Raw genomic sequence first — 25,843 nt, forward strand, 5'->3', positions numbered from 1 at the left:
TTCCTTGGGGGTCACTGGAGCTTGATCCGGGGATCGATGAACGGAGAGACGAGATCGGCGAGCAGGTTGCCGAGCACGATGGCGCAGGCCGAAACCAGCGTGACGCCCATGATGATCGGGATGTCGACGCGCTGGATTGCCTGCCAGGCGAGCTGGCCGATGCCGGGCCAGCCGAAGACGCTTTCCACGACGACGATGCCGCTCATGAACAGGCCGATATCGATGCCGATCATCGCGATCACCGGCAGGATCGCATTGGGCAAAGCGTGGCGAAACAGCACCGTGTAGCGGGCCAGGCCCTTGGCCCGCGCCGTACGGATGTAATCCTGGCGCAGGACGTCGATCATCGAGGATCGCATCATCCGCGAGTACCAGCCGGCACCGAGGATGCCGAGCGTGACCGAGGGCAGGACGAGGTGCGAGAAGGTGCCGTAGCCACCGATCGGAAACCAGTCGAGGCGCACTGCGAAGACGTAGAGAAGCAGGAGACCGACGACGAATTGCGGCGCCGAGACGCCGATGAAGGAGCCGACCATCAGTGCCTGGTCGGTCCCCGTGCCGCGCTTGAGCGCCGCCACCAGACCCATGGTCAGGCCAAGCACCAGTTCGCAGACGATGGCGCCGAGCATCAGGAGCAGCGTCGCCGGCAGCCGTGCCGCGATCAGCTCGGAGACTTCCGAGCGCTGCAGATAGGAGCGGCCGAAATCCAGCTGCACGAGGCCGAGCAGGTAGCGGCCGTACTGGACGAGGAAGGGCTGGTCGAGGCCGAGTTCGCGGCGGATGTTCTCGACGGTCTGCGCCGTCGCGCTGCGGCCGGCGATCTGTCGCACCGGGTCGGCCGGCAGCAGATAGAGCAGCGCGAAGGTGATCAGCGACACGCCCAGCAGGATCAGTGCCGACTGGATCAGCCGGCGGGCGAGATAGGCGATCATGACAGCCGCCCCCGCTGGGTGGGATCGAGGATGTCGCGCATTGCATCGCCGACGAGGTTGAAGGCCAGCGCCAGCGCCAGGATGGCCGCACCGGGGAAGAACACCAGCCAGGGCGCCGCCTGGAAGTAGGTCTGGTTCTCGAAGATGATGTTGCCCCAGGAGGGGGTCGGCGGCTGCACGCCGACGCCGAGATAGGACAGGGTCGCCTCCAGCAGCACCGTCGTCGAAATGCCGAGCGTGCCCCAGACGATGATCGTCGGCAGCAGATGCGGCAGGATGTGACGGAACAGGATCCGCGGCGTCGAGGCACCGATGGAGCGCTCGGCGTCGATGAATTCGCGCTCGGCGAGAGAGCTCGTCTCGGCGAAGACGATGCGCGCGGTCTGCACCCAGTTGACCAGCGCGATCACCATCGCGACGATCCACAGGCTCGGCGACAGAACCGCGGCGAGGCAGATCGCCAGGAGCAGCGCCGGAAACGCCATCATCAGGTCGGTGAACCGCATCAGGATCGCGCCGATCCAGCCGCGGAAGAAGCCGGCGGTGACGCCGACCAGCGTGCCGATGATCAGCGCGACGCCGTTGGCGACGATGCCGATGATCAGCGACGTGCGGGCGCCGTAGAGCATGCGGGTCAGGAGATCGCGGCCGAGCAGGTCGGTGCCGAGGACGAACGCGCCGCCCGGCGCCATCGGCGCGCCCTGCAGCGTCAGCCCGTCGAAGAGCTGGTCGTTGGGATCGTAGGACGTCAGCCACGGCGCGGCGATCGCGCCGACGACCGTGAAGACGATCAGCGCGAGGCCGATCACCGCCAGCGGGCGGCGCAGCAGCTGCGCCAAGACGCCTGCCGGCTTCGCGACGGCGACGGTCGTCAACGGCTCAGAGACGAGTTCTCCGCTCATCGCGACCTCCCTCCTCGAGTGCCAGGACGCGGCGTGCCGCCTCTTCGATCGTCGTCTGCCAACTCATGGCGAGCGCCCGCAGCTGGGCATAGGCCCGCTCCTCGCCGACACCGCCGGCGCTGAGCGCCACGACGGCGCGCACGATGGTCTGTCGCTCGGCGACGCGCGCCTTCAGGCCGCGCACCTCGTCGGCAAGACTTCGGCGCGCCTCGAAGCCCTGCCGGGCGATCAGCAGCGCCGAATAGATGCCGGAATTGGCCACCGGCTTGACGAGGTGGGAGTGCGCCCCGTGCGACAGCGCCCATTCGATCCGGCCGGGCGCCTCGGAGCCGATCAGCGCAATCATCGGCATCGGGGCCTCGCCAGGCGCCCAGGGAAACTGGGCGTCGTAGCCGAGATCGGCGTCGAAGAAGACGAAGTCGGCGACCAGCGCCTCGGCCGGCAGGTCCGGCCAGCATTCGACGGGATCGAGCCCGATCGCGGCAAGCTGGCGCACCAGTGCGGCGGTGGTCGCATGCGGCGGATGCAGCACGAAGGCCTTGGCCCCGCCGAGATTGGGGATGCGGCTGCGGCGGGTCACGAGACGGCTCGAAGGTAGGGGCGCGGGAAGATCCGGGCCGGATCGTAGCGCGACAGATAGGGGTCGGGGTCGACCCGCCGGGCGCTTTCTTCCACCACGTCGAACCCGCCCTCCCTCACCCGCCCGATTCGAACCGGCAGGCTGGCATGCTGGGTCTGCGGATCGATGGCGATCTCGCCGAAGGGTGTCGCGAAATGCTGGCCGGCAAAGTCCGGGATGCGGCTCGCCGCTCCGGCATCGGAAGCAAGGCGGTCGGCAAGGACGAGGACGGCGCTGTAGGCCGCGGCGAAGAAGGACGAGGGTCGCGAGGCAAATTCCGGTTCCGCCGCCTGGCCCGGCCAGGGCTTCGTGCGGTCGTGGAAATACGGCCCGACGGCGATGTGGCCCTCGGCCGCGGCACCGATCGCCGGCAGCTCGATCTCCGTCAGGTTGCAGGAGAGGATCGGGCAGGAGGTGGCGGCGAAATGCGGATCCTGGCGCGCCAGTGCGTCATAGGCGGCGAAGAAGGCATAGGAGGACGGCCCGATCAGGTGGTTGAGGACGAAATTCGGCTTTGTCGCGCGAATCTCGTCGATCAGCCGGGAGACATCGGTGTCGCCGAGCGGCAGATAGCGCTCGCCCAGTACGCGCCCCCCGGCATCGCCGACCAGATCGCGGGCGACGCGATTGGTCTCCCAGCCCCAGATGTAGTTGGAGCCGACCAGGAAGGCGTCGGCGCCGAAGCGCGGCACGACATGGCCGAGCAGCGGCACCAGATGCTGGTTCGGGCAGGCATGCATGTAGACGACGTGGTCGTTCGATTCGAACCCTTCGTAAGGGCAGGCGTACCAGAGCGTCCCGCCGGTCTTCTCCAGCACCGGGATGACCTCCTTGCGGCTCCAGGAGGTGATGCAGCCGATCACGTGGCGCGCCTCGCTGTCGCGCAGGATTTCCTCGCAGAGCGGCGCATAGCGCTCGACCCGCCCTCCCGGATCGCGCTCGACGGGCACGAATTCGACGCCGAGCGCCGGCTCGCGATTGACCGCCGCGATGGCGCTCATGGCGCCGGCGCGGCAGGCGTCGGACAACAGCTGATAGTTGCCGGAGCGCGAGTAAAGGATGCCGATTTCGGTGCGTCGCGTCACGTCGATCCCACAAAAAAAGCCCCGCCGCTCGTCGACAGAGAATCGACGGGCGGGCGAGGCTCGAATGCCGTCCGGCGATCAGGGCCGGTATGTCAGGTCAGCGTAACAGCGGCGGAGGATGAGTCAAGCGCTTCTGCCTTGCGACAGGGCATGCCTATTTCTTGGGCGGAGAGAGATGGCGGCTGGCCAGACCGTTTGATCTTGTTGCCGCCGGTTACCCGATCGCGATCTGCGATATCCGGCAGCGACCGCCGCTTCCGCCGCGTTGACGACATGCTCCTTGAACTGACGCAATGGAACCTTATCAAAACCAGGTGTATGATCGCGTTCCGGGCCGACGGATCGTCCGCCCCGCGTGGCAGTCTGCGTGTCATCGGCGGACGAGCGTCGGGCAGAGCCTGGCGGCCTGCGCCCCTCGCCCCCCGAATGCAGTCCTTTTTCGAGTTCCTGAGACCGGCGCGAGCTGGATGCTCGCGTCCTGGAATGACCCAACTCAAGGAGGTCGTCATGACGACACTGAATGCAGGGCGCCGTCCCGTCCGTGCACACACCATGATGTTCGCTACCGTCGCCGTCGCCGCGCTTCTGCCCGGCGCCGTGGCAACGGCTTGCCCGCTCGGCGCGCATCATGGCCCGCGAGCCCAGCAACTCCAGGCGCTCTGGCAACAGGCACAGCGAACGGCAGGCGAAGCGGAGCTGGTGGCCGAGGCCCAGGCGCCGTCGAAGGGAACGCCCGCGCCAACCGAGATCGGAACCTATGCCCGCGATCTGCCTTCGGGCGCCGCCGCGCCGCAAAGCAATGCGCGCCCGGATCTCCTCGACAATCTCGGGCAGCTGACCTGGTCGGCCGCAGGGCAGATGACGCCGCAGGCCCGGCCCTATTTCGACCAGGGATACCGACTGGGCTGGGGCTTCAACCATGCCGAGGCCGCGCGGGCGTTCCGGGCCGCCCAGGAACTGGATCCCGATTGCGCCCTGTGCTTCTGGGGCGAGGCCTGGGTGCTGGGGCCGCACATCAACTACCCGATGCAGGAGGACGCCAATGCCCGCGCGCTGGCGGCGCTGGACGAGGCGCGCCGCAGGCTGCCGAATGCCGACGAGAAGCAGACGGCGCTGATCGAGGCCCTTGCCATGCGGCACTCGGCCGACCCGGCCGCCGACCGCAAGGCGCTCGACGAAGCCTATGCCGACGCCATGGAAGCGGTGCAGAAGCGGTTTCCCGAAGACGCCCACATCGCGGTGCTGACCGCCGACGCGATCATGAATCTCACGCCCTGGGATTACTGGGCGGAAGACGGCAGCACGCCGAAGGGCCGGACGGCGCATATGCTGGCTCTGCTCGAAGCCACGCTCGGCGAAGGCGAACTCGGACCCCTGGTGCCGGAACCGGACCACCCCGGAGCCATCCATCTCTACATCCACGCCGTCGAGGCGTCGGACCGCATGGAACGGGCCATCCCCCATGCGGAGCGGCTGGAGGCGTTGATGCCGGGCGCCGGCCACCTGGTGCACATGCCGAGCCACATCTGGTTCCGGACGGGCCGATGGCGCGACAGCCTGGAGGCTAATATCCGCGCAGCGGCGGCCGACAAGACGCTGCTGCAGCGGGGCGGTGCGAGCCTCCTCTATGCCGAGGGCTATCACGCCCACAATGTCCACTTCATCCTGACCTCGGCCCTGATGGGCGGCGACGGGGACACGGCCATCGAGGCGGCCGGAGCGCTGGCCGACATCGTCTCCGACCGCGCCAAGCGCGACGTTCCCTGGACACAGCCCATCGCCGCGGCGCCCTACAACGTCCACGCCCATTTCTCGGCGCCCGACACGGTGCTCGCCCTGCCAGAGCCTGCGGCAGACTTCCCCTACGTCCTGGCGTCCTGGCACTATGCGCGCGGCGTCGTGCTGGCGCGAACCGGGCAGCGGCAGGCGGCCCTGGACGAGGCGGCGGCGATCGATGCGCTGGCGCAGAGCCCGGATGTCCTCGCGATGCCGGCGCAGGGCGTGCCCGGACCCACCATCCTCGCGATCGCCACCAAGGTGATCGCGGCGCGGGTCGCACAGTCCGAAGGCGACCACGGGCGGGCGGCCGGCCTGTTCGCGGAGGTGGCCGCGATGCAGGACCAGATTCCCTACATGGAGCCGCCCTTCTGGTACTATCCCCTGCACCAGTCGCTCGGCGCTGCGCTGCTCGAGCAGGGCAAGGCGGCGGAGGCGGAAGCGGCGTTCCGGGCAGCGCTCGAGCGCTCGCCCAACAACGGTTGGGTGGCGACCGGATTGCTGCGCGCGGCCGAGATGCGCAAGGACGCCAGGGCGGCCGAGGAAGCACGTCGCCTGATGCAGGAGAACTGGTTCGGCGCCGCGCCACCCGACCTGGGTCAGTTGTGACCGGCGGCTTGTAGCCCCGATTGGCTCGCGCAACCCCGTAAGGGGGAGCGCGAGCCCCCCTTTTTCGATGGTCGGCTGGAACGACTTGCCGGACGACGGAGACGGACCGGCACTGTTTCGATCCCGGCCGAAAGAATGGTCCGGGGCGATTGCCGACGGTTGGAAACATTACTCGTTCCATTCAGCGACTGAACTGGAACCAACCGGAGCTGTCGTCAGTTTAATCAGTGACTCGGACTGCATTTTCCTTTAAAGACGCAGGTATTGACGCTCTCCGTCCTCAGAAGAGGAGACGGAGTTTGCAGATCTCCCAGCCCTTCATCAGTCGGATGCGGTTGAACTGCAACTGAGCTGCGCGTCACAAGCCCTCTCTCCGGCTCAGCAATTCCTCTCGTGCATTCGACGCGATCAACCGATCGCGCCTCCTTCCGAGTCTTTGTCATGCGCCCTGCCCCCATCGCCTTCAACGAGCCCGAACGCCTGCGTGCGGTCGCCGAATACGACGTGGCGGCCGATACGCTCGCCAAGGACCTGGACCGGATCGCGCTGCTCGCGGCGAGCGTGTTCCAGGTGCCGATCGCGATGGTGTCGTTCGTCGAGCGCGACCGGCAGATCTTTCTCGCAAAAGTCGGCCTCGACGTTTGCGAGACAGGCCGGGACGTCTCCTTCTGTTCCCACGCGATCCGCGGTTCCGAGATGTTCGTGGTCCCCGACGCCACGCTGGACCCACGATTTGCGGACAACCCGCTGGTCACCGGTCCGCCACACATCCGGTTCTACGCCGGAGCCCCGCTGACCGGCGCTCGGGGGCAGACGATGGGGACGGTTTGCATCGTCGACGACAAGCCGCGCGCCGGCTTTTCGGACGGTGACCGCATCCTGCTGGCCGAACTTGCCGCAGCCGTCCTCGACAAGCTCGAGCTCCACCGGCTGGACGTCGCCCGAAGCGCCAGCCAGGCCCGGCTCACAGCGGCCGCTGCGGTTTCCCCCGACGGTGTCGTCTGCACCGACGAACGTGGGATCATCACCTTCTGGAACGCTGCCTGCGAGACGATGCTCGGTCACGCCGCCGAGGAGGTCATGGGGCGCCACATCGCGGTCATCGCCGCGCCCGGCACGCTCGACGGGGCGAAGACGAGTATCATCGGTGGCGGCTCGGACCTTCTGGTCGGCAAGACCATCGAGCTCACGGCGGCGCACCGCGACGGATCGGAGTTCCCGGTCGAACTGTCGCTGACCGAGTGGCGCGACGAGGGTGTCACGAGCTTCGGATGCGTCATACGCGATGTCACCGAACGGCGTGCCAGCGAGGACCATCTGTTCGAACTGGCCTATTTCGACGCACTCACCGGACTGCCGAACCGGGTCGTGCTCCAGGCGCGCCTCGACGCCCTCGGCAACGGAACGGACCCGGTCTGCGTCCTTGCCATCGACCTCGACGGGTTCAAGGAGGTGAACGACACGCTCGGACACCTGGTGGGCGATGAGTTGCTGCGCTCGGTGGCAGGCCGGCTGTCGGCCTGCACCCGACCGATCGACACCGTGGCACGGATGGGCGGCGACGAATTCGTCATGCTGCTTCCCGGTATCGGGGACCCGGTCCAGGCTGCGACAATTGCGGATCGGGTCATCGCGGCGGTGGCCGAGGCCTTCGTGTTCGAGGGACAGTCGGTCAATGTCAGCGCCAGCGTCGGCTTTGCGATTCATCCGACCTTCGGTCAGGAGACCGGCGACCTCATCTCCAACGCAGATCTCGCGCTTTACCAGGCCAAGGCCGACGGCCGGCACTGCCGCAGGATGTTCGTGCCGGCGCTGCGCGAGCGCGCGACGCAGAGGCGCACCCAGGACTTCGAGCTTCGCCGTGCCCACGAAAGGGGCGAATTCGAACTCGTCTACCAACCGCAGGTGCGCCTGGCAGACGGGGTTCTCCTGGGTGCCGAAGCCCTCCTGCGGTGGCGCCATCCCACGAAGGGACTGCTGACGCCCGCCTCGTTCCTGGCGAACCTGGCCGCAGGACCGCTGGCCCCAGAGGTCGGACACTGGGTTCTCGAGCGAGCGTGCGAGCAGGCGGCGCATTGGCGCGACGGGGGCGCACCGGACTTTCGCATCGGCGTGAACCTCTTCGGCGCGCAGTTCCGGACGGACAATCTGTGCGAACGCGTGCGGCTCGCGCTCGCAGCCACCAGCCTGCCCCCCGAAGCGCTGGAGCTGGAGATCACCGAAGACATCATCCTGCGCCACGACGACGACATGACCGGGCCGCTGCGCGACCTGAAGGATCTGGGGATCGGGATCGCCTTCGACGACTTCGGGACCGGCTACGCGTCCTTGAGCATGCTGAAGCTCTTGCCATTGACCCGGCTGAAGCTGGATCAGAGCTTCGTGCGCGGGATGTGCTCGTCGAACGAGGACATCGCAATCGTGCGCGCGGTCCTCTATCTCGGCGGAAGTTTCCAGCTCGCCGTGACAGCCGAAGGCGTCGAGACCGAGGCCCAGCGGGACATGCTCCTCGCGGAGGGCTGCGTGGAGGCGCAGGGCTACCTCTTCGGTCGTCCGATGTCGGCCGAAGATCTCTCCCGGCAGTTCGGCCTGCCAGAGGTCGGCGCTGCCCCGCACGAGATGCGGGACGGATGGACCTCCGCGGCCCTCGTTCGCCGTGTCTGACCCGCTTTGATCAGTGCAACTGGCCGCGCCACCGCTTGGTCCGGAGGCCCTGGCGCTCGGACTATCGGTTCCGCGTCTGAACTTTTTCGTAGGTCGAGCCCGCCCGGATGAGAAAACCGTCGGTCGGAGACGGTTCGCGCAGATAATCGAGCATCGGCCGCGAGATCTCCGGCGCGTCCTCCTCATAGAGCCCGCAGCCCCTGATGGCCTGGCGGTGATCGACACGGCGTCCGAGATACTCCATCACCACTCGGGCCGCCACCGGCTGGTGCGCCTCGGTCGCGGTGATGCCCAGCATCAATCCGATCAGTGTCGAAACCCGGTTGCGATAGGGCGGATAGAGAACTGTCTGCGACATCTCGTTGCCGACAACGGATTCATGATCGATCATGTGGATCCGGTCGCCAACCGGCAGAACCACGCCGCTATATTTGAACAGATCCCCCGGCGCATGACGATTGCCCGCCGGTGTCAGTCGCTCGATGGTCTTGTAGTAGGTCATCTCGCCGACCTGCCCGACGCAGACCAGGGACCGCAGAACGAAGCTCGGCGTCGAGAACGAATAGAAATACTTGTAGTAATAGCCGCAGTATTTCGCCAGTTGGGCATGCTGGCGCGCCGCTTGCTCGGCGATCCGCTTCACGGCCGGCGGCACGAGATCGTTGGATTCGTGCTGGGCGGGCCGCAGCCGGACAATGTCGCGGAACTGGTCGTGCGGCATCAGGATTTCGTACTCATCGACGCCGAAATAGTCGCAGATGCGCCGCAGGCTTCGACTCGAGGGAAAGGCCCTGCCGCCGAGATATTTCATGAACTGCTGGCGGTTCATCGACAGCTTGCGGCAGACATCCGCCGTGGAGCGCTGGTAGCTGCACAGCAGTCTCAGATTCGGGATAAAATCGGCATTCATCGGGGCGGCTCCTGTCGCTGAGTGGCGCTAATGCAACGTCCAGCCGCTTCAGATCAAGCGGTTTCTCCCGATTGCGCCCATGCGGGTTCTCGGCCCACACTTCGGACAAGGTCTCGTTCTGAGCACGCCTAAATCGTGGGCAGAACGGTGCCGCGAGTGCCGCGTTTTCGCGCTCTCGATAGTCAACAGGAGAGGCCATGATCAAACTCGCAAAACTGTCAGCCACAGCCCTGGTGGCCCTTGCCGTCGGTACGTCCGCGGCCTGGTCCCAGGAGACCATCAAGATCGGCGGTATTGCGCCGCTCTCGCCACCCGGCGGTGTCCAGACCGGGGAATCCCTGCGCGACGGCATGACCATCGCGATCGAGGAGATCAACGAGAGCGGCGGCCTTCTCGGCAAGCAGGTCGAGCTCGTCGTCGAGGATACGTCGGGCGTTCCGGAAAAGGGCGTCGCCGCCTTCGAACGGCTGGCGTCGAGCGAAGGCGTCGTCGCGGTCACCGGGAGCGCCCACAGCGCTGTCTGCACCGCAGTCGGTCCGGTTGCGGAGAAATACGACATTCCGTTCGTCGCCGGCGAATGCTGGTCCGATGCGGTCACGGCCGCCGGCATCCCGGAAGTCTTCCGCATCACTGTGGCCAATTCGCTGGTCTATTCGGTTGCGGCCGACTGGGTGAAGGAAGCCGGCTTCAAGAACATCGCGATCATCTCCGAAAACTCCGACTGGGGTTTCGGCATCATCGACGTGTTCACCAAGAACCTTCAGGACACGGGCGCGAACGTCACCTCGTTCACCGCCGAGCGCACGGTCAGCGACTTCACGCCGCAGCTCCTGCAGCTCAAGCGCGCCGATCCCCAGCCGGACCTGATCGTCGCCGGATTCACCGGCTCGAACCTGTTGCTCATGCTGCGACAGGCCTATGATCTGGGCTTGGCCCCCTCCAAGGATACGGCGATCTTCGCCGCCGGCGCCGACGTCCTCGAGCCGGAATTCTGGAACGTCATGGGTGATGCCGGCCAGTACGTAATCGGTAATCCCGCGGGCCTTCCCGGCAAGCCGGATACCGAACTGTCGCGCTCGTTCTCGAAAGCCTACCAGGCCCAGTTCGACCGTCCCGCAAACGCGGTCGCCATGGAAGGCTATGACGGCGTCATGGTCATCGCCGAGGCGATCAAGGCGGCCGGCGGCACGGACGGCCCGGCGCTGCAGGAGGCGTTGCGCCAGCTTCGCTGGAACGGCACCCGCGGCGAGATCTACTTCCCGCAGGACAAGGATCCGGCCTGGAAGTTCCAGCAGTGGCCGGACGTACCGATCTTCGTGATCCAGTACACCGAGGCGAACCAGACGCCGTCGGATGCCGCCATCCTGTGGCCGCGGGCCGAGGCAACCACGGACGAGATCGTTCTGAAGCCGTAACCGCCGGCTCGGACATCCTCACGTGAAAAACCCCCGCCGGTTCGCGCCGGCGGGGGTTTTTCGTGTCTGCAATGATCTTGCCTTACGCCTGCTGCAACCGGGACGCGGCGGTCAGAACAGCCAGTCGGCGATCGTGTCGCGATACGTTTCGTCGAAATGCGCCTTGCTGCCCTCGATCTTGTTTGCACCGAGTTCCAGGACATAGATGTAGTCGGCGACGTCGGTGCCCGCGATGACGTTCTGATCGACCATGAGGACGGTCCGCCCCTCCTCGCCGACCAGCCGGCGCAGATGGTCGTAGATCACCCCGGCGCGCTTGGGGTCGAGGCCGACCGTCGGCTCGTCGATCAGCATCAGGTCGGGATCGCTCATCAGCGCCAGTTCCAGCTGCATGAGCCGCTGCTGGCCGCCCGACATCAGGCCGGCCCGACGCTGCCGGAATTCCTTCAGATGGGGCGCCCGCTCGAACACCCGTTCGGTCGCCGTGCGACAGCGCTGACGATCGGAACGGAACGACCAGGTGGCCATCTCGATGTTTTCCGCCACCGTCATGTCCTTGAAGAGAGCATGGCCCTGAGGGACGTAGGCGATGCCCATGCGCACGAGATCGCGCGTGGCGACCCCGACGAGGTCCGTCTCGCCGTAGCGGATCGACCCGGCATGCGGCCGCAGCTGACCGATGATGGTCTTCAGGAGCGTCGACTTGCCGACGCCGTTGGCGCCGATGATGGTGGTCAACTGCCGCGGCCGGGCAATGACGCTGACGCCGCTGAGAATGTCGATGTCGCGGCTGTAGCCGGCGCGCAGGTTCGAGACCTCAAGCTGCGTCATGGCGATCTCCCAGATAGGCTTCCAGGACCGCAGGATTGGCGCGCGTTTCGTCCGGCGTTCCGTCGCAGATGATGTCTCCATAACTCAGGGTGACGACCCGGCGGCAGAGGCCGAAGATGGACCCCATGTCGTGACTGATCAGGATGATCGTCACGCCATTCGCATTCCATTCGCGGATCCGCTCGTACATGAAGCGTTTCAGCTCCGGGTGAACACCGCCGAAGGGCTCGTCCAGGAGAACGAGCTTGGGCTGCAGCATCATGATGCGCGCAAATTCCAGGAGCTTGGCCTGTCCCCCGGACAGATTGCCGGCTCTCTCGTGCGCCAGCCGGGTCAGATTGAGATCGTCCAGCACCGTCATGGCGCGGTTCGTGGCGGCAGGCCGGCTCTCACTCCAGTCGGACAGGCCCGCAACGAGCATGTTCTCCAGGACCGTCAGCCGGCGGAAGACCTTGGTGACCTGGAAGGACCGGCCGATGCCGATCCGGGCGAGGCGATGCGGCGACAGCCCGGCGACGGGCTTTCCGTCATACGCGATCGTGCCGCCGTCGGCGTCGTAGTAGCCGCTGACGATGTTCAGGAGCGTGGTCTTGCCGGAGCCGTTCGGCCCGATGAGCCCGACCATCTCGCCCGCCTCCACCGACAGGTCGATGTTGTTCAGCGCGACGACGCCGCCGAACCGCTTCCTCAGTCCCTGGACGACGAGTTGTTCAGGCATCCCGCTTCCTCCGGCTGGTGACGGCGTCGACGAGCGTGCCGAAGATTCCGTTCGGGGCAAAGCGCAGCATCAGGATGGCGACGAGGCCGAAGACGACCAAGCGCCACTGCTCCACTTCGCGCAGCATCTCCAGGAGAACCTGCAGCAGCATCCCGCCGAGTGCGGCGTAGAGAATGTTGTGAAATCCGCCGATGACGGCCATCGCCAGGACTATGCCCATCTCCTGCAGCGACATCATCGACGGCGTGATGAGCTGGACGAAATGCGCGTAGAGCCCGCCGGCAAGGCCTGCGAAGGCGCTGGACACGGCAAAGGCGACGCATTTCCACAGGGTCACGTCGACGCCGAGACTGGCCGATCCGTCCTCGTCCTCGCGGATCGACTGGAAGAAGAGGCCGATCCGCGAACGCAGCAGCAGCCCCATGGCAATCAGGCACATGACGGTCACGGCAAGGAACAGATAATAGTAATCCAGCCGGCTGCCGCCCGGGATCAGCGCGGGCACCCGCAGCCCCAGGCTGCCCTCGGTGAGGCCATGCTCCGCCGTAACGGTGATCCGCAGGATCTCGCCGAAGGCGATCGTGGTCAGGCCGAGATAGGCGCCGTGCAGACGCAGGGTCAGCCAGCCCAGCGCAAAGCCGACGATACCGGCAATGACCACGCCCGTGACGAGGCCGAGGCCGACCGGCAGACCCAGATGGATGACGCTGAGCGCGGAGGCATAGCCGCCGAGGCCGCTCATCGCTGCCTGCGCGAAGCTGATTCGTCCGACATAGCCGACCAGCAGCGACCAACTCGCGGCCAGAAGCGCGTAGTAGAAGCCGATCGTGACCGTATAGACCCAGTAGTCCGAGAGCCCGACGAAGGGCAGTACGGCGAAGCCCAGCGCAAGGACGGCAAGACCGGTGATCTTCATCGGTGCCACGCCGCTCATGCCCGGCGCTCCCGACGGCCGAAGAGACCCTGCGGGCGCAGCAGCAGCACCGCGACTAGCACGAGAAGTCCGTAGGCGTCCTTGTAGGCCAGCGCCCGGCTCTGGTCGGGGATCAGGATCGTGGCGAAACTCTCCACCTGCCCGAGGATCACGGCTCCGATGATTGCTCCCGGCACCGATCCGAGGCCGCCGAGCACGACGATGATGTAGGCCTTGATGACCGGAACCACGCCCATGGGCGGCGTGACATTGAAAACCGGGCCGATCAGCGCTCCGGCGAGACCCGCCAGGGCGGCGCCGACGCCGAAGGCGATCAGCCCCGCACGCTGGACGCTGATCCCGTAGATCTCCGCGGCCATCCGGTCCTGGCTGACAGCGCGCACGGCCTTGCCGGCCCATGTGTAGCGCAGCGCGAGAATGACGGCCGTCATGAGAATGATCGCAGCACCGGCGGCGGCCAACCGGTCGCCGCTGATGATCAGCTCGCCGATCTCGACACGGCCGCGCATCAGGGGTTCCGGTCGCTGCGGCCAGGGGCCGAAGACGCTGTTTGCGAGATTCAGGAGAAAGATCGACAGGGCGAAGGTGATCATGATGGCATATTCTTCGGGACGGTCGATCTTGCCCGTATGGATGGGGCGTATCAGCAGCCATTCGATCGCGGCCCCGACGGCGAACAGGGCCACCGCGGCGACCAGAAGCGCGAAGAGCGGCGGCAGGCCGAGCGCACTGATCGCCAGGTAATAGGCGTATCCGCCGAGCATGTAGAGTTCGCCATGGGCGAAGTTCACGATGCGGAGGACGCCGAAGATGACCGCCAGCCCCAGCGCGGTGAGCGCGTAGAAGGAACTGATGATCAGACCGTTGATCGCCTGTTCGGAGATCGCCAGGAGGCTCATGCTGTTGCTCTTCAATTCTGCGGGGAAAACGGCGGGACAGCGGAAACGATGGACGCTTTCCACGGATCGGACAATGGCCTTGCAGCGCAGCAACTGTCGCAATGGGGCTCGCTGGAAGCGACAGATCGCGACAGATCGGCCGCAGGCGCGACCGCGCGGATGAGCTATGAAGCTCACCTCAACGTCTTGTCGAACCGCGCCAGGGAATTTTTGCCATGCCGCAGACCGATATCGTCGCCCTGCCCTTCGCAGAGCTCGCGCGCCTCATGGCTGCGGGCAGCTTGAACAGCGAGACGCTGGTTACAGAGTGCCTTGCGCGGACTGCGCGGCTGGATGACGGGCTCCACGCCTTCGTCAATGTCTATCCGCAGGCCGCGATGGATGCTGCCCGCCGGCTGGATCGCGAGCGCGCGGAGGGCCGCGTGCGTGGACCGCTCCACGGCATCCCCATCGCTGTGAAGGATCTGGCGGACATGGAAGGCCACGTCACCGGATTCGGCTCGCAGGTCTATGGCACGGCGGCCGCGACAGCGACGGCTCCATTCCTGCGTCGCCTGGAAGACGCAGGAATGATCCTGATCGGCAAGACCCAGATGGTCGAATTCGCCTTCGGGAGCTGGGGCACCAATGCCGCGCTCGGCGCGCCGCGCAACCCGCGGGCGGTCGATCGCCACTACATTGCCGGCGGCTCGAGCAGCGGCTCGGCGGTGGCCGTGGCCGCCGGCCTCGTGCCTGCGGCAATCGGCTCCGACACCGGTGGCTCGGTCCGGATTCCTGCCGCGCTCTGCGGAACCGTCGGCCTGAAGACAAGCTGGGGCGCGGTCTCCACCCGGGGCGTGGCGCCCCTGTCGCCCACTTTCGACACGATCGGCCCCCTCACCCATCACATCGACGATGCGCGGCTGATCTTCGAGGCCATGCGAGAACCTGAGACTGGACCGCGCGAGAGGCAGGCCTCGTCAATCATCGTCAGAACGCCGCAACGCGCGGAACTGGACCCGCTGGCACCGAGCGTGGCCGCAACCTTCCTCGCCAGCATCGCCGCCCTGTCCGAACAAGGCTTTTCGGCGCAGCCCCTTGTCCTGCCTCGCAAGTTCGTCGACTACCAGTCCGACACTGGTGCCATCATGGCGAAGGAGGCTTATGACGCGCTGCGGCATCTGGTGGACGATCCGGACCTGCCGCTGGACCCGGCCGTGCGCAGCCGCGTCCGGCAAGGCGCCGGCATCAGCGACGAAGCCTATGACGCGCTGGTGGCCGCACGGCGCGATGCACTGGAAAGGCTCGACGATCTCCTCGGCGACGGCGACGTCATCCTGCTGCCGACGACACCCATGCCCGCCTGCCCGTTGGCCGATGTCGACGAGACGCTGTTCCCCATGTCTCGGCTGACGCGGCTGGCCAACTATCTGGATCTCTGCGCGATCTCGGTGCCGGTTGCCACGACAGCGGACGGGTTGCCCATCGCCATGCAGATCTGTGCGCGAAGCGGCCGCGAGGACCTGGCCATGTCCGTCGCCGTCTCGCTGCTGGCTGCGATGCAGCAGCGCAGTCTCGCATCCGAAAACCAACCACAAGCCAGATAACAGCCTACAAGACGGGCTGCTCCGAAGGCCCGCGCCAGCGCACCGGAGGCACGCAGATGCGGGCTGGCCGATGGGATGAGTTGGAGAGCTCGCGTTGTAGCCGGCCGGCCCTGCGACCTGCCCCGGTCGCGCCGAGAGCGGGGATCCGTCGGTCTTGTGTTACGCGCACGCTCCCCACGTCCAACGATGTGTCGGACCTTTCGGCGTTGGTCATCTGGCCGTGCGCGCTGCACCCCTGTTCATTGATAGCTGCCCCGAATGCCGGATCAGCACGCCGGTCCGGCTGTTTCGTCCCAGGGCAGTCCACGCGGCTAATCGCAGCGCTCGAATACGCGCTCACCCGATCGGAAGGCGGTGTCCGAGATGTAGGTCATCTCCAGTGTCGAGACGTTGACCATGCCTTCGACGGTACATTCGGCGTTCATGCGGACGAGATTGCCATCACGGCTCACGTCCCGGACGTCGCAAAGCGATTCCGCGCCGCCGACCTGACCATTCTTGATGGTGTAAAGGGCATAGTGAATGTCGTCGCCAATCCGGTCGACGATGCTGCTATCATCGAGACCGCATAGCGACGGATCGCTCAGATACCGGCCATCGGCGAAGGGCAGCGCGACCGGGGCAATGGCCGCGGCGATTGCTGCCGGACCGCAGATCTCGCGCATCGTCGCGACCGCACGAGAAGTGCCGCGCAGGCCGAACCCGGCAATTTCGCCGCCGCCCTCGCCGCCGCCGGTGACCCTCAATTGATTGCCCGCGGCGAAGGCGTCGAGGAAAGCCTCGGGTAATGGCCGGTCAGCCACCCATGAATCGCCCGGCCCTTCATAGCTGGTGCTCGCCGTAAAATACTGCACATCGTTGCTGCCTGTGATCTCCAACAATAGCGGTTCCGGCTTTTGGTGCCTGCGCTCCAGTGCATCACCGTCATGGAAGAAGGTCAGCCAGAAGCCGGGCTCGAGGAATTCGGTGCCGCAGCCACCTTCGATACGGGAACGCCCGTCAATGGATATGGCTTCAATATCGACGCCGACCGGGTTGGTCGTCTGTCTCGCGGTCCATGCACCGCCGCTGTTGGCGGTCGCGCCCGAAGCCGACGAGCTTTGAGCGGTAGAGTCGTCCAGTACAATGACGAAGCGCTTTTCGCCGGTCGGGCAGCAACGCGGATCGCCCGGGTTCATGACTGTCATTGTCACTTCAAACCGGCCCGGTGCGAAAAGGATGTCACGAGCGCCATCGCCGACGATATCGCCGAGCGGTGTATCCTTCACGACCTCGTAGCGCCCCCCAACGTCCCGGAGAAGCCATTCATCAAGATAGTCGCTGTTGCCACCGGAGGGATGGTAGATCAGCGCGACCGCATCTTTCGTACCGCGCCCGGTCAGGTCGCCGTAGAAGAGATTGACCTGCATCGGATCGAGAAAGTCGGTCTTTCGTAGTTCTACGGCAAGCGTCTCCGCCGCCGGCCCATGCAAACCTTCAATCTGCTGCGCGATGGCAACGCCGGTGCTCGATAAGACTGCCGCAGACAATATGGCGGCACGCAACATGTCTCCCTCCCTTTCGCATCGCATCTGCAATGGAGGGAACATATCAATACGCGCTTTCGCGCAGAATCTGGATCAACGGAGCTGGCTGGCCCGGCGAGATTCTGCCCCCGTGCCGCAGCCAAATGTAACCTGTTGAACTTGCTTGCATCACCGCTGCGACTATCCCCTCGAGTTCAGCACGCGAAGACCCTACGCTACGTCAGCTTAACAGCAGCCATGCGGTGCGGGTCGGTCGCAAGGCTGTCATCAACGATTGTCGTGCGACGCAAATTAGATGAGGCGACGGCCCGCGGTCAAAAAAACTTCGGGCGAGACAATGCGATAAGTCATTCCCTCGGAACTCTCGCCCCTCGCGAAGATCGCGGACATCCGGACGGCACGACGTGCCTGCCTTCCGAAGTTTTGATGAGACAAGCTCGTGCTGACGGATTTGGAATTCTAACGGCCGATGGCAGTGGTGAAGCAGAGGCGACACCCACGCGCACTGCCATGGCTTCACACTCCTGTCTTGCCGGCCTTCGCGTGGGAGAGATCGCTGCGCACAGGCCTGAAAGATTGAGGCAAATTTTCTCTGTTAACCCCACGGTAACCACTCCCTCGACTCCTGCTGCTACCCGAGGTAGTTTTCGAAAAACCCAATCGATTTTCGACAGCAAGGTCGTAGATTTGCCGCGTATACTATGCCTCGTATGTTCGAAAGTTATTGGTTTCATCATGGCGATTCTTCCAGAATTGGCCTCTGCCGATGCGATTAATCGTAACATTCTTGCAATATACGACAATTCCTTCGAAGCAACGCCTTCGGATACGATGATCCACATGAATGCCGAGATGCCTCTCAATCATCTCGGCTATGTCCTGCGCTATCACGATCTGCAGGACGGCCCACCGACCTTGGAAGCGACACGAGACGTCGTGGCGGTCCTGACGATGTTCACTTACAACGTCGAGGATACCGAGGCCTATTTCGGCTGGCTGGATGAGGCGGCGAAAACCGTTCCTCGCATTCTCATCCTGGGCGAGTTCGGCGGCCCGCTCACCCCCGGAAGCCGGCGTCGCGTCAACCGCGTTCTCGAGAGAATGGGGCTGACGCTTACATCTGAATTTGTCAGCAGTATTACGTCGTCCCAAGTCACTCGGATCGACCCGTCTATTATCGGCTTCGAGAGTGATCTCGATCCAGTGCCACCCGAGCATTCTGTGGTCTCGCGCCTTGGTGAGGATGCCAGGGTCGCACTCGAATACGAGGCGGACATCCTCGGCCGCACAATGCGCAGCGTCGCCGTGGCAACGGGGCCGGGCGGGGGCTATGTGGCGGGACCCTTTGTATTGCATTTCGACCCCGTGCTCGAGATCAAGCGTTGGATCGTCAATCCGTTCGAGTTCTTCGGGCGGGCGCTTCAGGCGGAGCCCTTTCCTATCCCCGGACGACATAGGATCGTGTGGTGTTGATGGATTAGGAGCCACACGCATGTCGCAGATATTTGATGCGAGCAGTGAAGCGCGTTTCCTGTCATTCGTCGAGGAACTGGTGGGCGTGATCGGTCACGCGGATCGCGCCGGACCGCTTCGAGACTACTGCACCGGCCTGTTGCTGCCGGCTGAACGCAAGAGCGTGGAGCCGATGGCAGCGATCGCTGCGCCGTCACGCGTCGCCGCACAACACCAGTCACTGCTTCATTTCGTCGGGCAATCGCCGTGGTCGGACGAAACGGTCCTTGCCAAGGTTGCCGCGATGGTCACGCCCGCGGTCGAGGGCAGCGGGCCGATCGAGGCCTGGATCATCGACGACACCAGCTTTCCAAAGAAAGGCAGGCATTCTGTCGGCGTGGCGCGCCAGTATTCCGGCCAACTCGGCAAGCAGGACAACTGTCAGGTCGCCGTCTCGCTGTCGATCGCAAACGACGCAGCGAGCCTTCCAGTCGCCTATCGTCTCTATCTGCCGCAGGACTGGGCCGACGATCCCGCGCGCCGGCAAAGAGTTGGCGTTCCGGAAGACGTCGGCTTCAAGACCAAGCCGATGATCGCTCTCGACCAGATCATCGCCGCCTGCGACGCGGGCTTGCCGCGAGGCGTCGTCCTGATGGATGCCGGATATGGCGCCGACACGAAGCTGCGTTCCGGTGTCACCACGCTCGGGTTGACTTACGCGGCAGGCATCCTGCCGCAGACATCGTTGTGGACGCGGGACAATCCCCCGCCGTCGCCGCGTGTCTGGTCTGGCCGCGGCCGACCGCCAAAGCGGATCCGCCGCGATCGCGAGCACCAGCCCGTATCAGCCAAGACGCTGGCGCTCGGCTTGCCCGACGAGGCGTGGACCAAGATCATGTGGCGGGAGGGCTGCGAAGAGCCGCTCGCGTCTCGCTTCGCCCGTGTGCGCGTGCGGCCGGCGCACCGCGATTACAATCGCAGCGAGCCCCGTCCCGAGGAATGGCTGTTGATCGAATGGCCCCACGGCGAGGACGAGCCGAGCAAATACTGGTTGTCGACCTTCCCAGAGAGCATCGCCTTCGATCGGATGGTGCAACTCACCAAGATGCGGTGGCGGATCGAGCGCGACTATCTCGAGCTCAAGCAGGAGCTTGGGCTCGGCCACTACGAGGGCCGCGGCTGGCGGGGCTTTCACCACCATGCAACGCTCTGCAGCGCAGCATACGGATTCCTGATCGCCGAACGGGCGAGGTTTCCCCCCTCAGCACTGGCCCCAACCAAACGCCCGACGCCTGGCGTTCCCGCAGGTCGTCGATCCCGCAGCGCCGCCACTGCGACCCGAACGGCACGTGCCGAACTCGATCGCGACCGTGCGAAGACGCCTCACAAGCGCACTCGCGCGAAGTCTCGAACGATGTCCCTGTTGTGCAACGAAATATCCGCCAAACCGAATCCTGCCAGGTTTATGACGCAGTAGGACTAGAACATGCCGTTCGAATTGGCCGAGCTTCCCGGGATGACCTGGAGCACATCCCAGTGCTCGACGATCTGGCTGCCGCTCGGCCGCGTTTCATGCGACATCCCATGGCGCCCTTGCCTCGTTGCGATGGACGCACGACCTTGTCGATGACACGAACTCACGAGGATCGCACGATGCGCAAAGGTTCGGATCTGCTGGTCGCCACGCTGGCGAACGAAGGCGTCGACTGCATCTTTGGCGTTCCCGGCGAAGAGAATCTCGACGTTCTGGAATCCCTGCGCACGTCGAGGATCAGGCTGATCCTCACGCGGCACGAGCAGGCGGCGGCCTTCATGGCGGCCACCCATGGCCGGCTGACCGGCAGGCCGGGCGTCTGCATCGCCACGCTCGGTCCCGGTGCCCTCAATTTCTCGACCGGGGCGGCCTATGCGCATCTCGGCGCGATGCCGATGATAATGATCACCGGGCAGAAGGCGATCATGACCGCCAAGCAGGCCCGGTTCCAGATCGTCGACGTCGTCGCCTCGATGAAGCCGCTGACCAAGATGACCCGGCAGATCGTCAGCGCCGCCAGCATTCCCTCGGTGGTTCGCGATGCCTTCCGCGTCGCGATGGAGGAGCGGCCGGGGCCGGTGCATCTGGAACTGCCCGAGGATGTCGCCGCGGAAGAGAGCGTCGACGTCCCAATGATCCCGGCCCATCCGCTGGAGCGGCCGATCGCTCCGCGTGAAGCACTGGACCGGGCGGCCGACATGATCCTTGCGGCAAGGCGGCCGCTGGTGATGATCGGCGCCGCCGGCAACCGGCCGCATCTCGTCGAGACGCTGTCGTCCTTCGTGGGACGTACCCTGCTGCCCTTCTTCAACACGCAGATGGGCAAGGGCGCCGTCACGGGCGGTTCCAACCTCTACATGGGAACCGCCGCGCTGTCCGAGCGAGACCATGTGCATCAGGCCGTCAACCATGCCGATCTGATCATCGCCGTCGGCCACGACACGATCGAGAAGCCGCCCTTCCTGATGAAGAGCGCCGGCGGCTGCAAGGTGATCCATATCGGCTACCAGTCCGCCGCCGTCGAACAGGTCTATCATCCCGATGCCGAGGTGATCGGCGACATCGCCGCAACCGTCACGGGCCTTGCCGACCGGCTCGAGGGCAAGCTCGTCGCCGATCCCTCCATGCTGGAACTGCGCCAGACGATCCTGTCGAAGATCAACGACCGCGCCGAGGAGGACCGTTTCCCGATCACGCCGCAGCGGATCGTCCACGATGTGCGCCAGGTCATGCCGGAGGACGGGATCGTCTGCCTCGACAACGGCATGTACAAGTTCTGGTTCGCCCGGAACTACCGGACCCATGTCGCCAACACGCTGCTGCTCGACAATGCGCTGGCGACCATGGGCGCCGGCCTTCCCTCGGCGATGATGGCGGCCATGCTGTACCCCAAGCGCCGCGTCATGGCGGTCTGCGGCGACGGCGGCTTCATGATGAACTCGCAGGAGATGGAGACGGCCGTCCGGCTCGGTCTCAACCTCGTCGTCGTCATCCTGAACGACAACGGCTACGGCATGATCCGCTGGAAGCAGTCGGTCGACGAATTCCCCGATTTCGGGCTGACCTTCGGCAATCCCGACTTTGTCCGTTATGCCGAAGCCTATGGCGCCACGGGCTCGCGGGTCACGGCCGTGGACGACCTCGTCCCGACACTGGAGGCAGCCTTCGCTGGCGGCGGCGTCCACCTCGTCGAGGTCCCGATCGACTATGCCGAGAACACACGCGTTCTCGTGGAGGAACTGCGCAACCGCACGCCGGACATCAAGCTCGCCTGATCGGGCTGGTCACCCGTCGTCCGGTCGTCGAAGGGCGCCTCCTGGCCGACCGGCGAGCCAGGTCGACCATCGTATTCGACCTGACAGAAATGGCGGCTTTGCGTGCTCAACTGGCCTTGGCTCCCACCGCGCCAAGTGCGCCACCGGCCGATTCCGGCGCCTGCGCAGGGCGAGCGCCGCCAGAAAGCGCTCCATCAGCGGCGAGTCCCCGAAGCGTCGATATGTGCGCTCGGAGTCCAGGGAAAACTCCGGCTTGACCGCACGCAGCCGATCGATCGCCGTCCGGGCTCAGGGAGGGCAGAAAGCGGGCAATGGCGGGGAAGCCCCCGCAAATCCCGCGCGCTGTCCCATGCGGCAGACGACGCCTGCACGATCTGCCGATCCGGCTCGAGCCCATGATGTCGACAACTTGGTCGCTAGAGATTTCGCCGTGGTCTGGAAGGGCCGCACCCATCGGTCGTCGGCAGGCGTTCCCCCTCGGCTAGGCATGCGGGCGAACACCAGACCAACACCGCAGTTGCAGATTTGAACGAGGATCCGAGAAAACATGCGACCTGCAATCCAGCGCACAATGGCGTGCGCCCTCCTGACCACCCTCTTCGGCACGCCCGCGATGGCGGACGAGGCGACGCGCGCAACCGTGGACGCGGTGGTGGAACCGCTGATGGCCGAACACGGCGTGCCGGGCATGTCCGTCGCGATCCTTCACGAGGGCGAGCGACATTTCTTCCACTACGGCGTCGCGTCCCGCGAGACGGGCAAGACGGTGAACGACGAGACCCTGTTCGAGATCGGATCGCTGTCGAAGCCCTTCACCGGAACCCTTCTGGCGCGGCTCGAAGCGGAAGGCGCCGTGGACCTGTCGAGCCGGGCGCAGACCGTGCTGCCGGATCTTGCGGACAGCCCGATCGGCGGGGCAAGCCTGCTCGAACTCCATACCTTCGTCGCCGGTGGGCTGCCGCTGCAGTTTCCCGATGGCGTCAACGCGACGAATTTTGCCGACTACTTCCGCGATTTCGAGCCGACAGACGAGATCGGCGGCAGCCGCCTCTACTCCAATCCCTCGATCGGGCTCTCGGGCCATCTGGCCGCCGCGAGCACCGGCGGTTCCTTCCCGTCCCTGATGGCGGGGAAGATCTTCGAGCCGATGGGTCTGACCGATACGTTCCTGGAGGTCCCGGAGGATCGCGTGGATGACTATGCCCAAGGCTACACGCGCGACAACAACGCCGTGCGCGTCAATCCGGGCCTCTTCGACGAGGAAGCCTACGGCATCAAGACCACGGCAAGCGACTTCCTTCGCTTCGTGGAGTCCTCCGTCGATCCGGCAGGTCTCGACGACGACCTGAAGGCGGCGTTGCTGAAGGCGCGCACCGGCGTCTACCGGGTCGATGCGATGCATCAGGGCCTCGGTTGGGAGCTGTATGCCGCCCCTGCCCGCCTCGACGATCTCCTCCAGGGCGCCGATGTGGCCTTCGTCCTCGAGCCGAACCGCGTGAAGCGCCCCGCTTCCCCGGTGACCGGCGACGCTGTCGGTACCGTCTCGAAGACCGGCTCCACCGGCGGCTTCGGTGCCTATGCACTGTTCCAGCCCGAGCGCGGTACGGCAATCGTGCTCCTCGCCAACCGGTTCTGGCCGAATCCGGCGCGCATCGAAGCCGCACACGCAATCCTCGAAGCGATCGATCCGGACTTCGTGGCGCAATAGGATCGCAGCGGCCGGCGGTGCCCCGCGACTATGCACCGCCGGCCGCGTCTGCTTCTTTGGGATTCGCGCGAGGACTTGCATGGATCGCCCGGCATCCCTGCATGCCGCCCTTGATCAAGAGGCTGCTACTGGCCAGGCAGCTTGAAGGACCGGAACCATGCGGGTTGCGAAGGTTGCCATCGCCGGCTTCGGCGGCGTCGGTCGCGCCACGGCGATGCTGCTTTTGTCGCGCCNTCAAGAGGCTGCTACTGGCCAGGCAGCTTGAAGGACCGGAACCATGCGGGTTGCGAAGGTTGCCATCGCCGGCTTCGGCGGCGTCGGTCGCGCCACGGCGATGCTGCTTTTGTCGCGCCGCGAGCGCTATCTGCGGCTCTACGGGACCGAGGTTCGTCTGGTCGCGGTCTGCGGTTCGCGATCCGGACTGAGCGACCCGAACGGGCTCGAGGCGAATCGATTGGACACGCTGCAAGCCGGCCTGTCGGGACCGGACTTCGTTGCGGCCAGCGGCGCCGACATCGTGATCGAGGCAGGGCCCAGCGATTTTCGGACAGGAGGTCCGGGCCTCGCCTATCTCCGCGCCGCCCTGACCGACGGCCGGGACGCGATCACGATCTCGAAGGGCGCGCTGGTCCACAGCGGGCGGGCGTTGCGCGCCCTCGCACAAGTCTCGGGCGCGACCCTGAAGATCAGCGGCGCCACCGCGGGGTCCCTCCCGACGATCGACCTCATCGAGCACAGCCTGCTCGGCTGCACCGTCCTGCGGATGGAAGGCATCCTGAACGCCACGACCAACTATCTCCTCGCCGCCATGACGGCGCGGGGGATCGGGTTCGACACGGCGTTGCGGGAAGCCCAGGCCGGCGGGTTCGCCGAGAGCGACCCGCGCAACGACACGGAAGGATGGGATACCGCCAGCAAGCTCCTGATCCTGGCCAATTTCGGGCTGGGCCTCGACCTGGCGATGGACGACATCGTCGTCGAGGGCATTCATTCGGTGACGGTGCAGCAGATTGCGGCATGGCAGGCGGACGGCCTCGTGCCCAAGCTCGTCGGCAGCCTTGCCCTCGATGACGGCACGGCGCGTGCCGACGTCGGCATCAGGACCTATCCGCTGGCCGATCCGCTCGCGCAGGTGCGGGGAAAGAACAAGGCGATCCGCATCAGCACCGATGCGATGGGCGAGACGATCGCCATCGGCTCCGGGACCGAGCCGATCGCCACGAGCGCCGCCGCGCTGAAGGATCTCGAACACATCCTGGTGGCGCGAGCCGCCCCGCGGCTCTGACGCTGTCGCAGAATTCCTCATGACTGTGCGCCAGGACGGTGGGCAGCCACGCAATCTCGGCGATTGAGGTCGCCCGGGCCCCCGCGGATCCGGCCCAAGGACCAATGCCCGGCGACGGAGAAACGGTCGTAAGGGCGTGGGCCTTCGGGCTTGGCGGCCAACGCCGGAAGCACGGCAGAGCCCGTCGAAAGTTTTTTATTCCGATCGGTATTGAAGTCCTTGAACCGGTCGGAGAGCCTTTCTATCTGATCGCTACCAATCGGTACATATCGCACCGATCCGGACGCTCGCCGCCCTTTCCGATGATTTGGGGGCCTGGCACAGCGCCCGTCACTAAGGGCAAGATCATGACCCGTCTTCTCACCACCAGCGCCGTCGCGCTCGTTCTGCACGACCCTGGCGTCCGCGCAAAACGTGCCCGGATCTGACGCTACCAGCCGCGCCAACGCTTTCGCCGAGCGCGAACGGATTGCCGCCGGATATCCCGATGCCGCTGCCCGGTCGACGACGCGCAGCTCGACCTACGGCTATCCGGCCGCCGATCAGTCATCGGCCGACATTCCGGGCTCCGAATACGCGCGCAAGCGAGCGGAAGAGGCAGCCCGCGCCAGCGTCCTGCGCCCTCTCGGCGCCCGCAGCTACTGACATTCCAGCCTGCAGGCAGGCTTCGTTTCGCCCGGGCG

General features: G+C 65.6%; 20 protein-coding genes. 10 read left to right on the top strand and 10 right to left on the bottom strand.

The window, feature by feature from the left end; translation table 11 throughout:
• Window positions 1-11: 11 nt before the first annotated feature.
• Genes VQ042_RS00740 through VQ042_RS00755 form a run of 4 tightly spaced genes read right to left on the bottom strand, consistent with a single transcriptional unit; the run spans window position 12 to window position 3,538 of the window.
• Window positions 12-932, bottom strand: coding sequence for an ABC transporter permease (locus tag VQ042_RS00740; protein WP_331814477.1), 921 nt, complete (start codon window positions 930-932; stop codon window positions 12-14).
• Window positions 929-1,834 (bottom strand): ABC transporter permease, encoded by a 906-nt coding sequence (locus tag VQ042_RS00745; protein ID WP_331814478.1) that lies wholly within the window; start codon window positions 1,832-1,834, stop codon window positions 929-931. Before VQ042_RS00745 ends, VQ042_RS00740 begins: the two co-directional genes overlap by 4 nt.
• Window positions 1,812-2,414, bottom strand: a complete 603-nt coding sequence (locus VQ042_RS00750) for an ANTAR domain-containing response regulator (protein ID WP_331814479.1) — start codon at window positions 2,412-2,414, stop codon at window positions 1,812-1,814. The genes VQ042_RS00745 and VQ042_RS00750 overlap by 23 nt, the downstream gene beginning before the upstream one ends.
• Window positions 2,411-3,538: a transporter substrate-binding protein gene (locus tag VQ042_RS00755; protein ID WP_331814481.1), complete on the bottom strand. Its 1,128-nt coding sequence runs from the start codon at window positions 3,536-3,538 to the stop codon at window positions 2,411-2,413. The genes VQ042_RS00750 and VQ042_RS00755 overlap by 4 nt, the downstream gene beginning before the upstream one ends.
• A 507-nt stretch (window positions 3,539-4,045) precedes the next feature.
• Between VQ042_RS00755 and VQ042_RS00760 the strand changes: the two genes are divergently transcribed.
• Both VQ042_RS00760 and VQ042_RS00765 read left to right on the top strand, forming a co-directional pair.
• Window positions 4,046-5,923, top strand: coding sequence for a hypothetical protein (locus VQ042_RS00760; protein WP_331814483.1), 1,878 nt, complete (start codon window positions 4,046-4,048; stop codon window positions 5,921-5,923).
• Between the two features lie 441 nt (window positions 5,924-6,364).
• Window positions 6,365-8,587, top strand: coding sequence for a putative bifunctional diguanylate cyclase/phosphodiesterase (locus VQ042_RS00765; RefSeq protein ID WP_331814484.1), 2,223 nt, complete (start codon window positions 6,365-6,367; stop codon window positions 8,585-8,587).
• A gap of 61 nt (window positions 8,588-8,648) precedes the next feature.
• Here VQ042_RS00765 and VQ042_RS00770 read toward each other — a convergent pair whose 3' ends face one another.
• Window positions 8,649-9,497 carry a transcriptional regulator gene (locus tag VQ042_RS00770; RefSeq protein WP_331814486.1) on the bottom strand — a complete coding sequence of 283 codons (849 nt, stop codon included), beginning with the start codon at window positions 9,495-9,497 and terminating at the stop codon, window positions 8,649-8,651.
• A 197-nt stretch (window positions 9,498-9,694) separates the two neighbouring features.
• On the opposite strand from VQ042_RS00770, the gene VQ042_RS00775 reads away from it, so the two are divergent.
• A complete protein-coding gene (locus VQ042_RS00775; RefSeq protein ID WP_331814488.1) occupies window positions 9,695-10,912 on the top strand; it encodes an ABC transporter substrate-binding protein in 1,218 nt (405 codons plus the stop codon).
• A 111-nt stretch (window positions 10,913-11,023) separates the two neighbouring features.
• Here VQ042_RS00775 and VQ042_RS00780 read toward each other — a convergent pair whose 3' ends face one another.
• The 4 genes from VQ042_RS00780 to VQ042_RS00795 are packed head-to-tail and all read right to left on the bottom strand — an operon-like array spanning window position 11,024 to window position 14,294.
• A complete protein-coding gene (locus tag VQ042_RS00780) occupies window positions 11,024-11,743 on the bottom strand; it encodes an ABC transporter ATP-binding protein (protein ID WP_331814489.1) in 720 nt (239 codons plus the stop codon).
• Window positions 11,730-12,461, bottom strand: a complete 732-nt coding sequence (locus VQ042_RS00785; RefSeq protein WP_331814490.1) for an ABC transporter ATP-binding protein — start codon at window positions 12,459-12,461, stop codon at window positions 11,730-11,732. Before VQ042_RS00785 ends, VQ042_RS00780 begins: the two co-directional genes overlap by 14 nt.
• Window positions 12,454-13,395, bottom strand: a complete 942-nt coding sequence (locus tag VQ042_RS00790) for a branched-chain amino acid ABC transporter permease (RefSeq protein WP_331814491.1) — start codon at window positions 13,393-13,395, stop codon at window positions 12,454-12,456. Before VQ042_RS00790 ends, VQ042_RS00785 begins: the two co-directional genes overlap by 8 nt.
• Window positions 13,392-14,294, bottom strand: coding sequence for a branched-chain amino acid ABC transporter permease (locus VQ042_RS00795; protein WP_331814493.1), 903 nt, complete (start codon window positions 14,292-14,294; stop codon window positions 13,392-13,394). Before VQ042_RS00795 ends, VQ042_RS00790 begins: the two co-directional genes overlap by 4 nt.
• A 215-nt stretch (window positions 14,295-14,509) precedes the next feature.
• Here VQ042_RS00795 and VQ042_RS00800 point away from each other — a divergent pair, with 215 nt between their 5' ends.
• Window positions 14,510-15,880, top strand: a complete 1,371-nt coding sequence (locus VQ042_RS00800; protein WP_331814495.1) for an amidase — start codon at window positions 14,510-14,512, stop codon at window positions 15,878-15,880.
• A 311-nt stretch (window positions 15,881-16,191) separates the two neighbouring features.
• Here the strand turns inward: VQ042_RS00800 and VQ042_RS00805 are convergent, their stop codons facing one another.
• Window positions 16,192-17,427, bottom strand: a complete 1,236-nt coding sequence (locus VQ042_RS00805; RefSeq protein ID WP_331814497.1) for a hypothetical protein — start codon at window positions 17,425-17,427, stop codon at window positions 16,192-16,194.
• Between the two features lie 714 nt (window positions 17,428-18,141).
• On the opposite strand from VQ042_RS00805, the gene VQ042_RS00810 reads away from it, so the two are divergent.
• The 6 genes from VQ042_RS00810 (at window position 18,142) to VQ042_RS00835 (ending at window position 25,805) form a co-directional block, all read left to right on the top strand.
• Window positions 18,142-18,879: a hypothetical protein gene (locus tag VQ042_RS00810; RefSeq protein WP_331814498.1), complete on the top strand. Its 738-nt coding sequence runs from the start codon at window positions 18,142-18,144 to the stop codon at window positions 18,877-18,879.
• 19 nt (window positions 18,880-18,898) lie between these two features.
• Window positions 18,899-20,335, top strand: a complete 1,437-nt coding sequence (locus VQ042_RS00815; RefSeq protein WP_331814546.1) for an IS701 family transposase — start codon at window positions 18,899-18,901, stop codon at window positions 20,333-20,335.
• Between the two features lie 176 nt (window positions 20,336-20,511).
• Window positions 20,512-22,167, top strand: a complete 1,656-nt coding sequence (locus VQ042_RS00820) for an acetolactate synthase large subunit (protein WP_331814500.1) — start codon at window positions 20,512-20,514, stop codon at window positions 22,165-22,167.
• A gap of 547 nt (window positions 22,168-22,714) precedes the next feature.
• The gene (gene ampC, locus VQ042_RS00825) at window positions 22,715-23,875 is read left to right on the top strand and encodes a class C beta-lactamase (protein ID WP_331814501.1); all 1,161 of its coding nucleotides are present in this window, start codon (window positions 22,715-22,717) and stop codon (window positions 23,873-23,875) included.
• A 277-nt stretch (window positions 23,876-24,152) separates the two neighbouring features.
• Window positions 24,153-25,160 (top strand): homoserine dehydrogenase, encoded by a 1,008-nt coding sequence (locus VQ042_RS00830; RefSeq protein ID WP_331814502.1) that lies wholly within the window; start codon window positions 24,153-24,155, stop codon window positions 25,158-25,160.
• Between the two features lie 414 nt (window positions 25,161-25,574).
• On the top strand, window positions 25,575-25,805 hold the full coding sequence (locus tag VQ042_RS00835; protein WP_331814503.1) for a hypothetical protein: 231 nt from the start codon (window positions 25,575-25,577) through the stop codon (window positions 25,803-25,805).
• Window positions 25,806-25,843: the final 38 nt, after the last annotated feature.

It is taken from the genome of Aurantimonas sp. A2-1-M11 (assembly GCF_036549475.1).
In the GTDB taxonomy this organism is placed as follows: domain Bacteria; phylum Pseudomonadota; class Alphaproteobacteria; order Rhizobiales; family Rhizobiaceae; genus Aurantimonas.

Coding starts and splice junctions, on each gene's coding strand:
- VQ042_RS00740 (WP_331814477.1), bottom strand. CDS start 932: ATGATCGCCTATCTCGCCCGCCGGCTGATCCAGTCGGCACTGATCCTG.
- VQ042_RS00745 (WP_331814478.1), bottom strand. CDS start 1,834: ATGAGCGGAGAACTCGTCTCTGAGCCGTTGACGACCGTCGCCGTCGCG.
- VQ042_RS00760 (WP_331814483.1), top strand. CDS start 4,046: ATGACGACACTGAATGCAGGGCGCCGTCCCGTCCGTGCACACACCATG.
- VQ042_RS00765 (WP_331814484.1), top strand. CDS start 6,365: ATGCGCCCTGCCCCCATCGCCTTCAACGAGCCCGAACGCCTGCGTGCG.
- VQ042_RS00770 (WP_331814486.1), bottom strand. CDS start 9,497: ATGAATGCCGATTTTATCCCGAATCTGAGACTGCTGTGCAGCTACCAG.
- VQ042_RS00775 (WP_331814488.1), top strand. CDS start 9,695: ATGATCAAACTCGCAAAACTGTCAGCCACAGCCCTGGTGGCCCTTGCC.
- VQ042_RS00780 (WP_331814489.1), bottom strand. CDS start 11,743: ATGACGCAGCTTGAGGTCTCGAACCTGCGCGCCGGCTACAGCCGCGAC.
- VQ042_RS00785 (WP_331814490.1), bottom strand. CDS start 12,461: ATGCCTGAACAACTCGTCGTCCAGGGACTGAGGAAGCGGTTCGGCGGC.
- VQ042_RS00790 (WP_331814491.1), bottom strand. CDS start 13,395: ATGAGCGGCGTGGCACCGATGAAGATCACCGGTCTTGCCGTCCTTGCG.
- VQ042_RS00795 (WP_331814493.1), bottom strand. CDS start 14,294: ATGAGCCTCCTGGCGATCTCCGAACAGGCGATCAACGGTCTGATCATC.
- VQ042_RS00800 (WP_331814495.1), top strand. CDS start 14,510: ATGCCGCAGACCGATATCGTCGCCCTGCCCTTCGCAGAGCTCGCGCGC.
- VQ042_RS00805 (WP_331814497.1), bottom strand. CDS start 17,427: ATGTTGCGTGCCGCCATATTGTCTGCGGCAGTCTTATCGAGCACCGGC.
- VQ042_RS00810 (WP_331814498.1), top strand. CDS start 18,142: ATGGCGATTCTTCCAGAATTGGCCTCTGCCGATGCGATTAATCGTAAC.
- VQ042_RS00815 (WP_331814546.1), top strand. CDS start 18,899: ATGTCGCAGATATTTGATGCGAGCAGTGAAGCGCGTTTCCTGTCATTC.
- VQ042_RS00820 (WP_331814500.1), top strand. CDS start 20,512: ATGCGCAAAGGTTCGGATCTGCTGGTCGCCACGCTGGCGAACGAAGGC.
- ampC (WP_331814501.1), top strand. CDS start 22,715: ATGCGACCTGCAATCCAGCGCACAATGGCGTGCGCCCTCCTGACCACC.
- VQ042_RS00830 (WP_331814502.1), top strand. CDS start 24,153: ATGCGGGTTGCGAAGGTTGCCATCGCCGGCTTCGGCGGCGTCGGTCGC.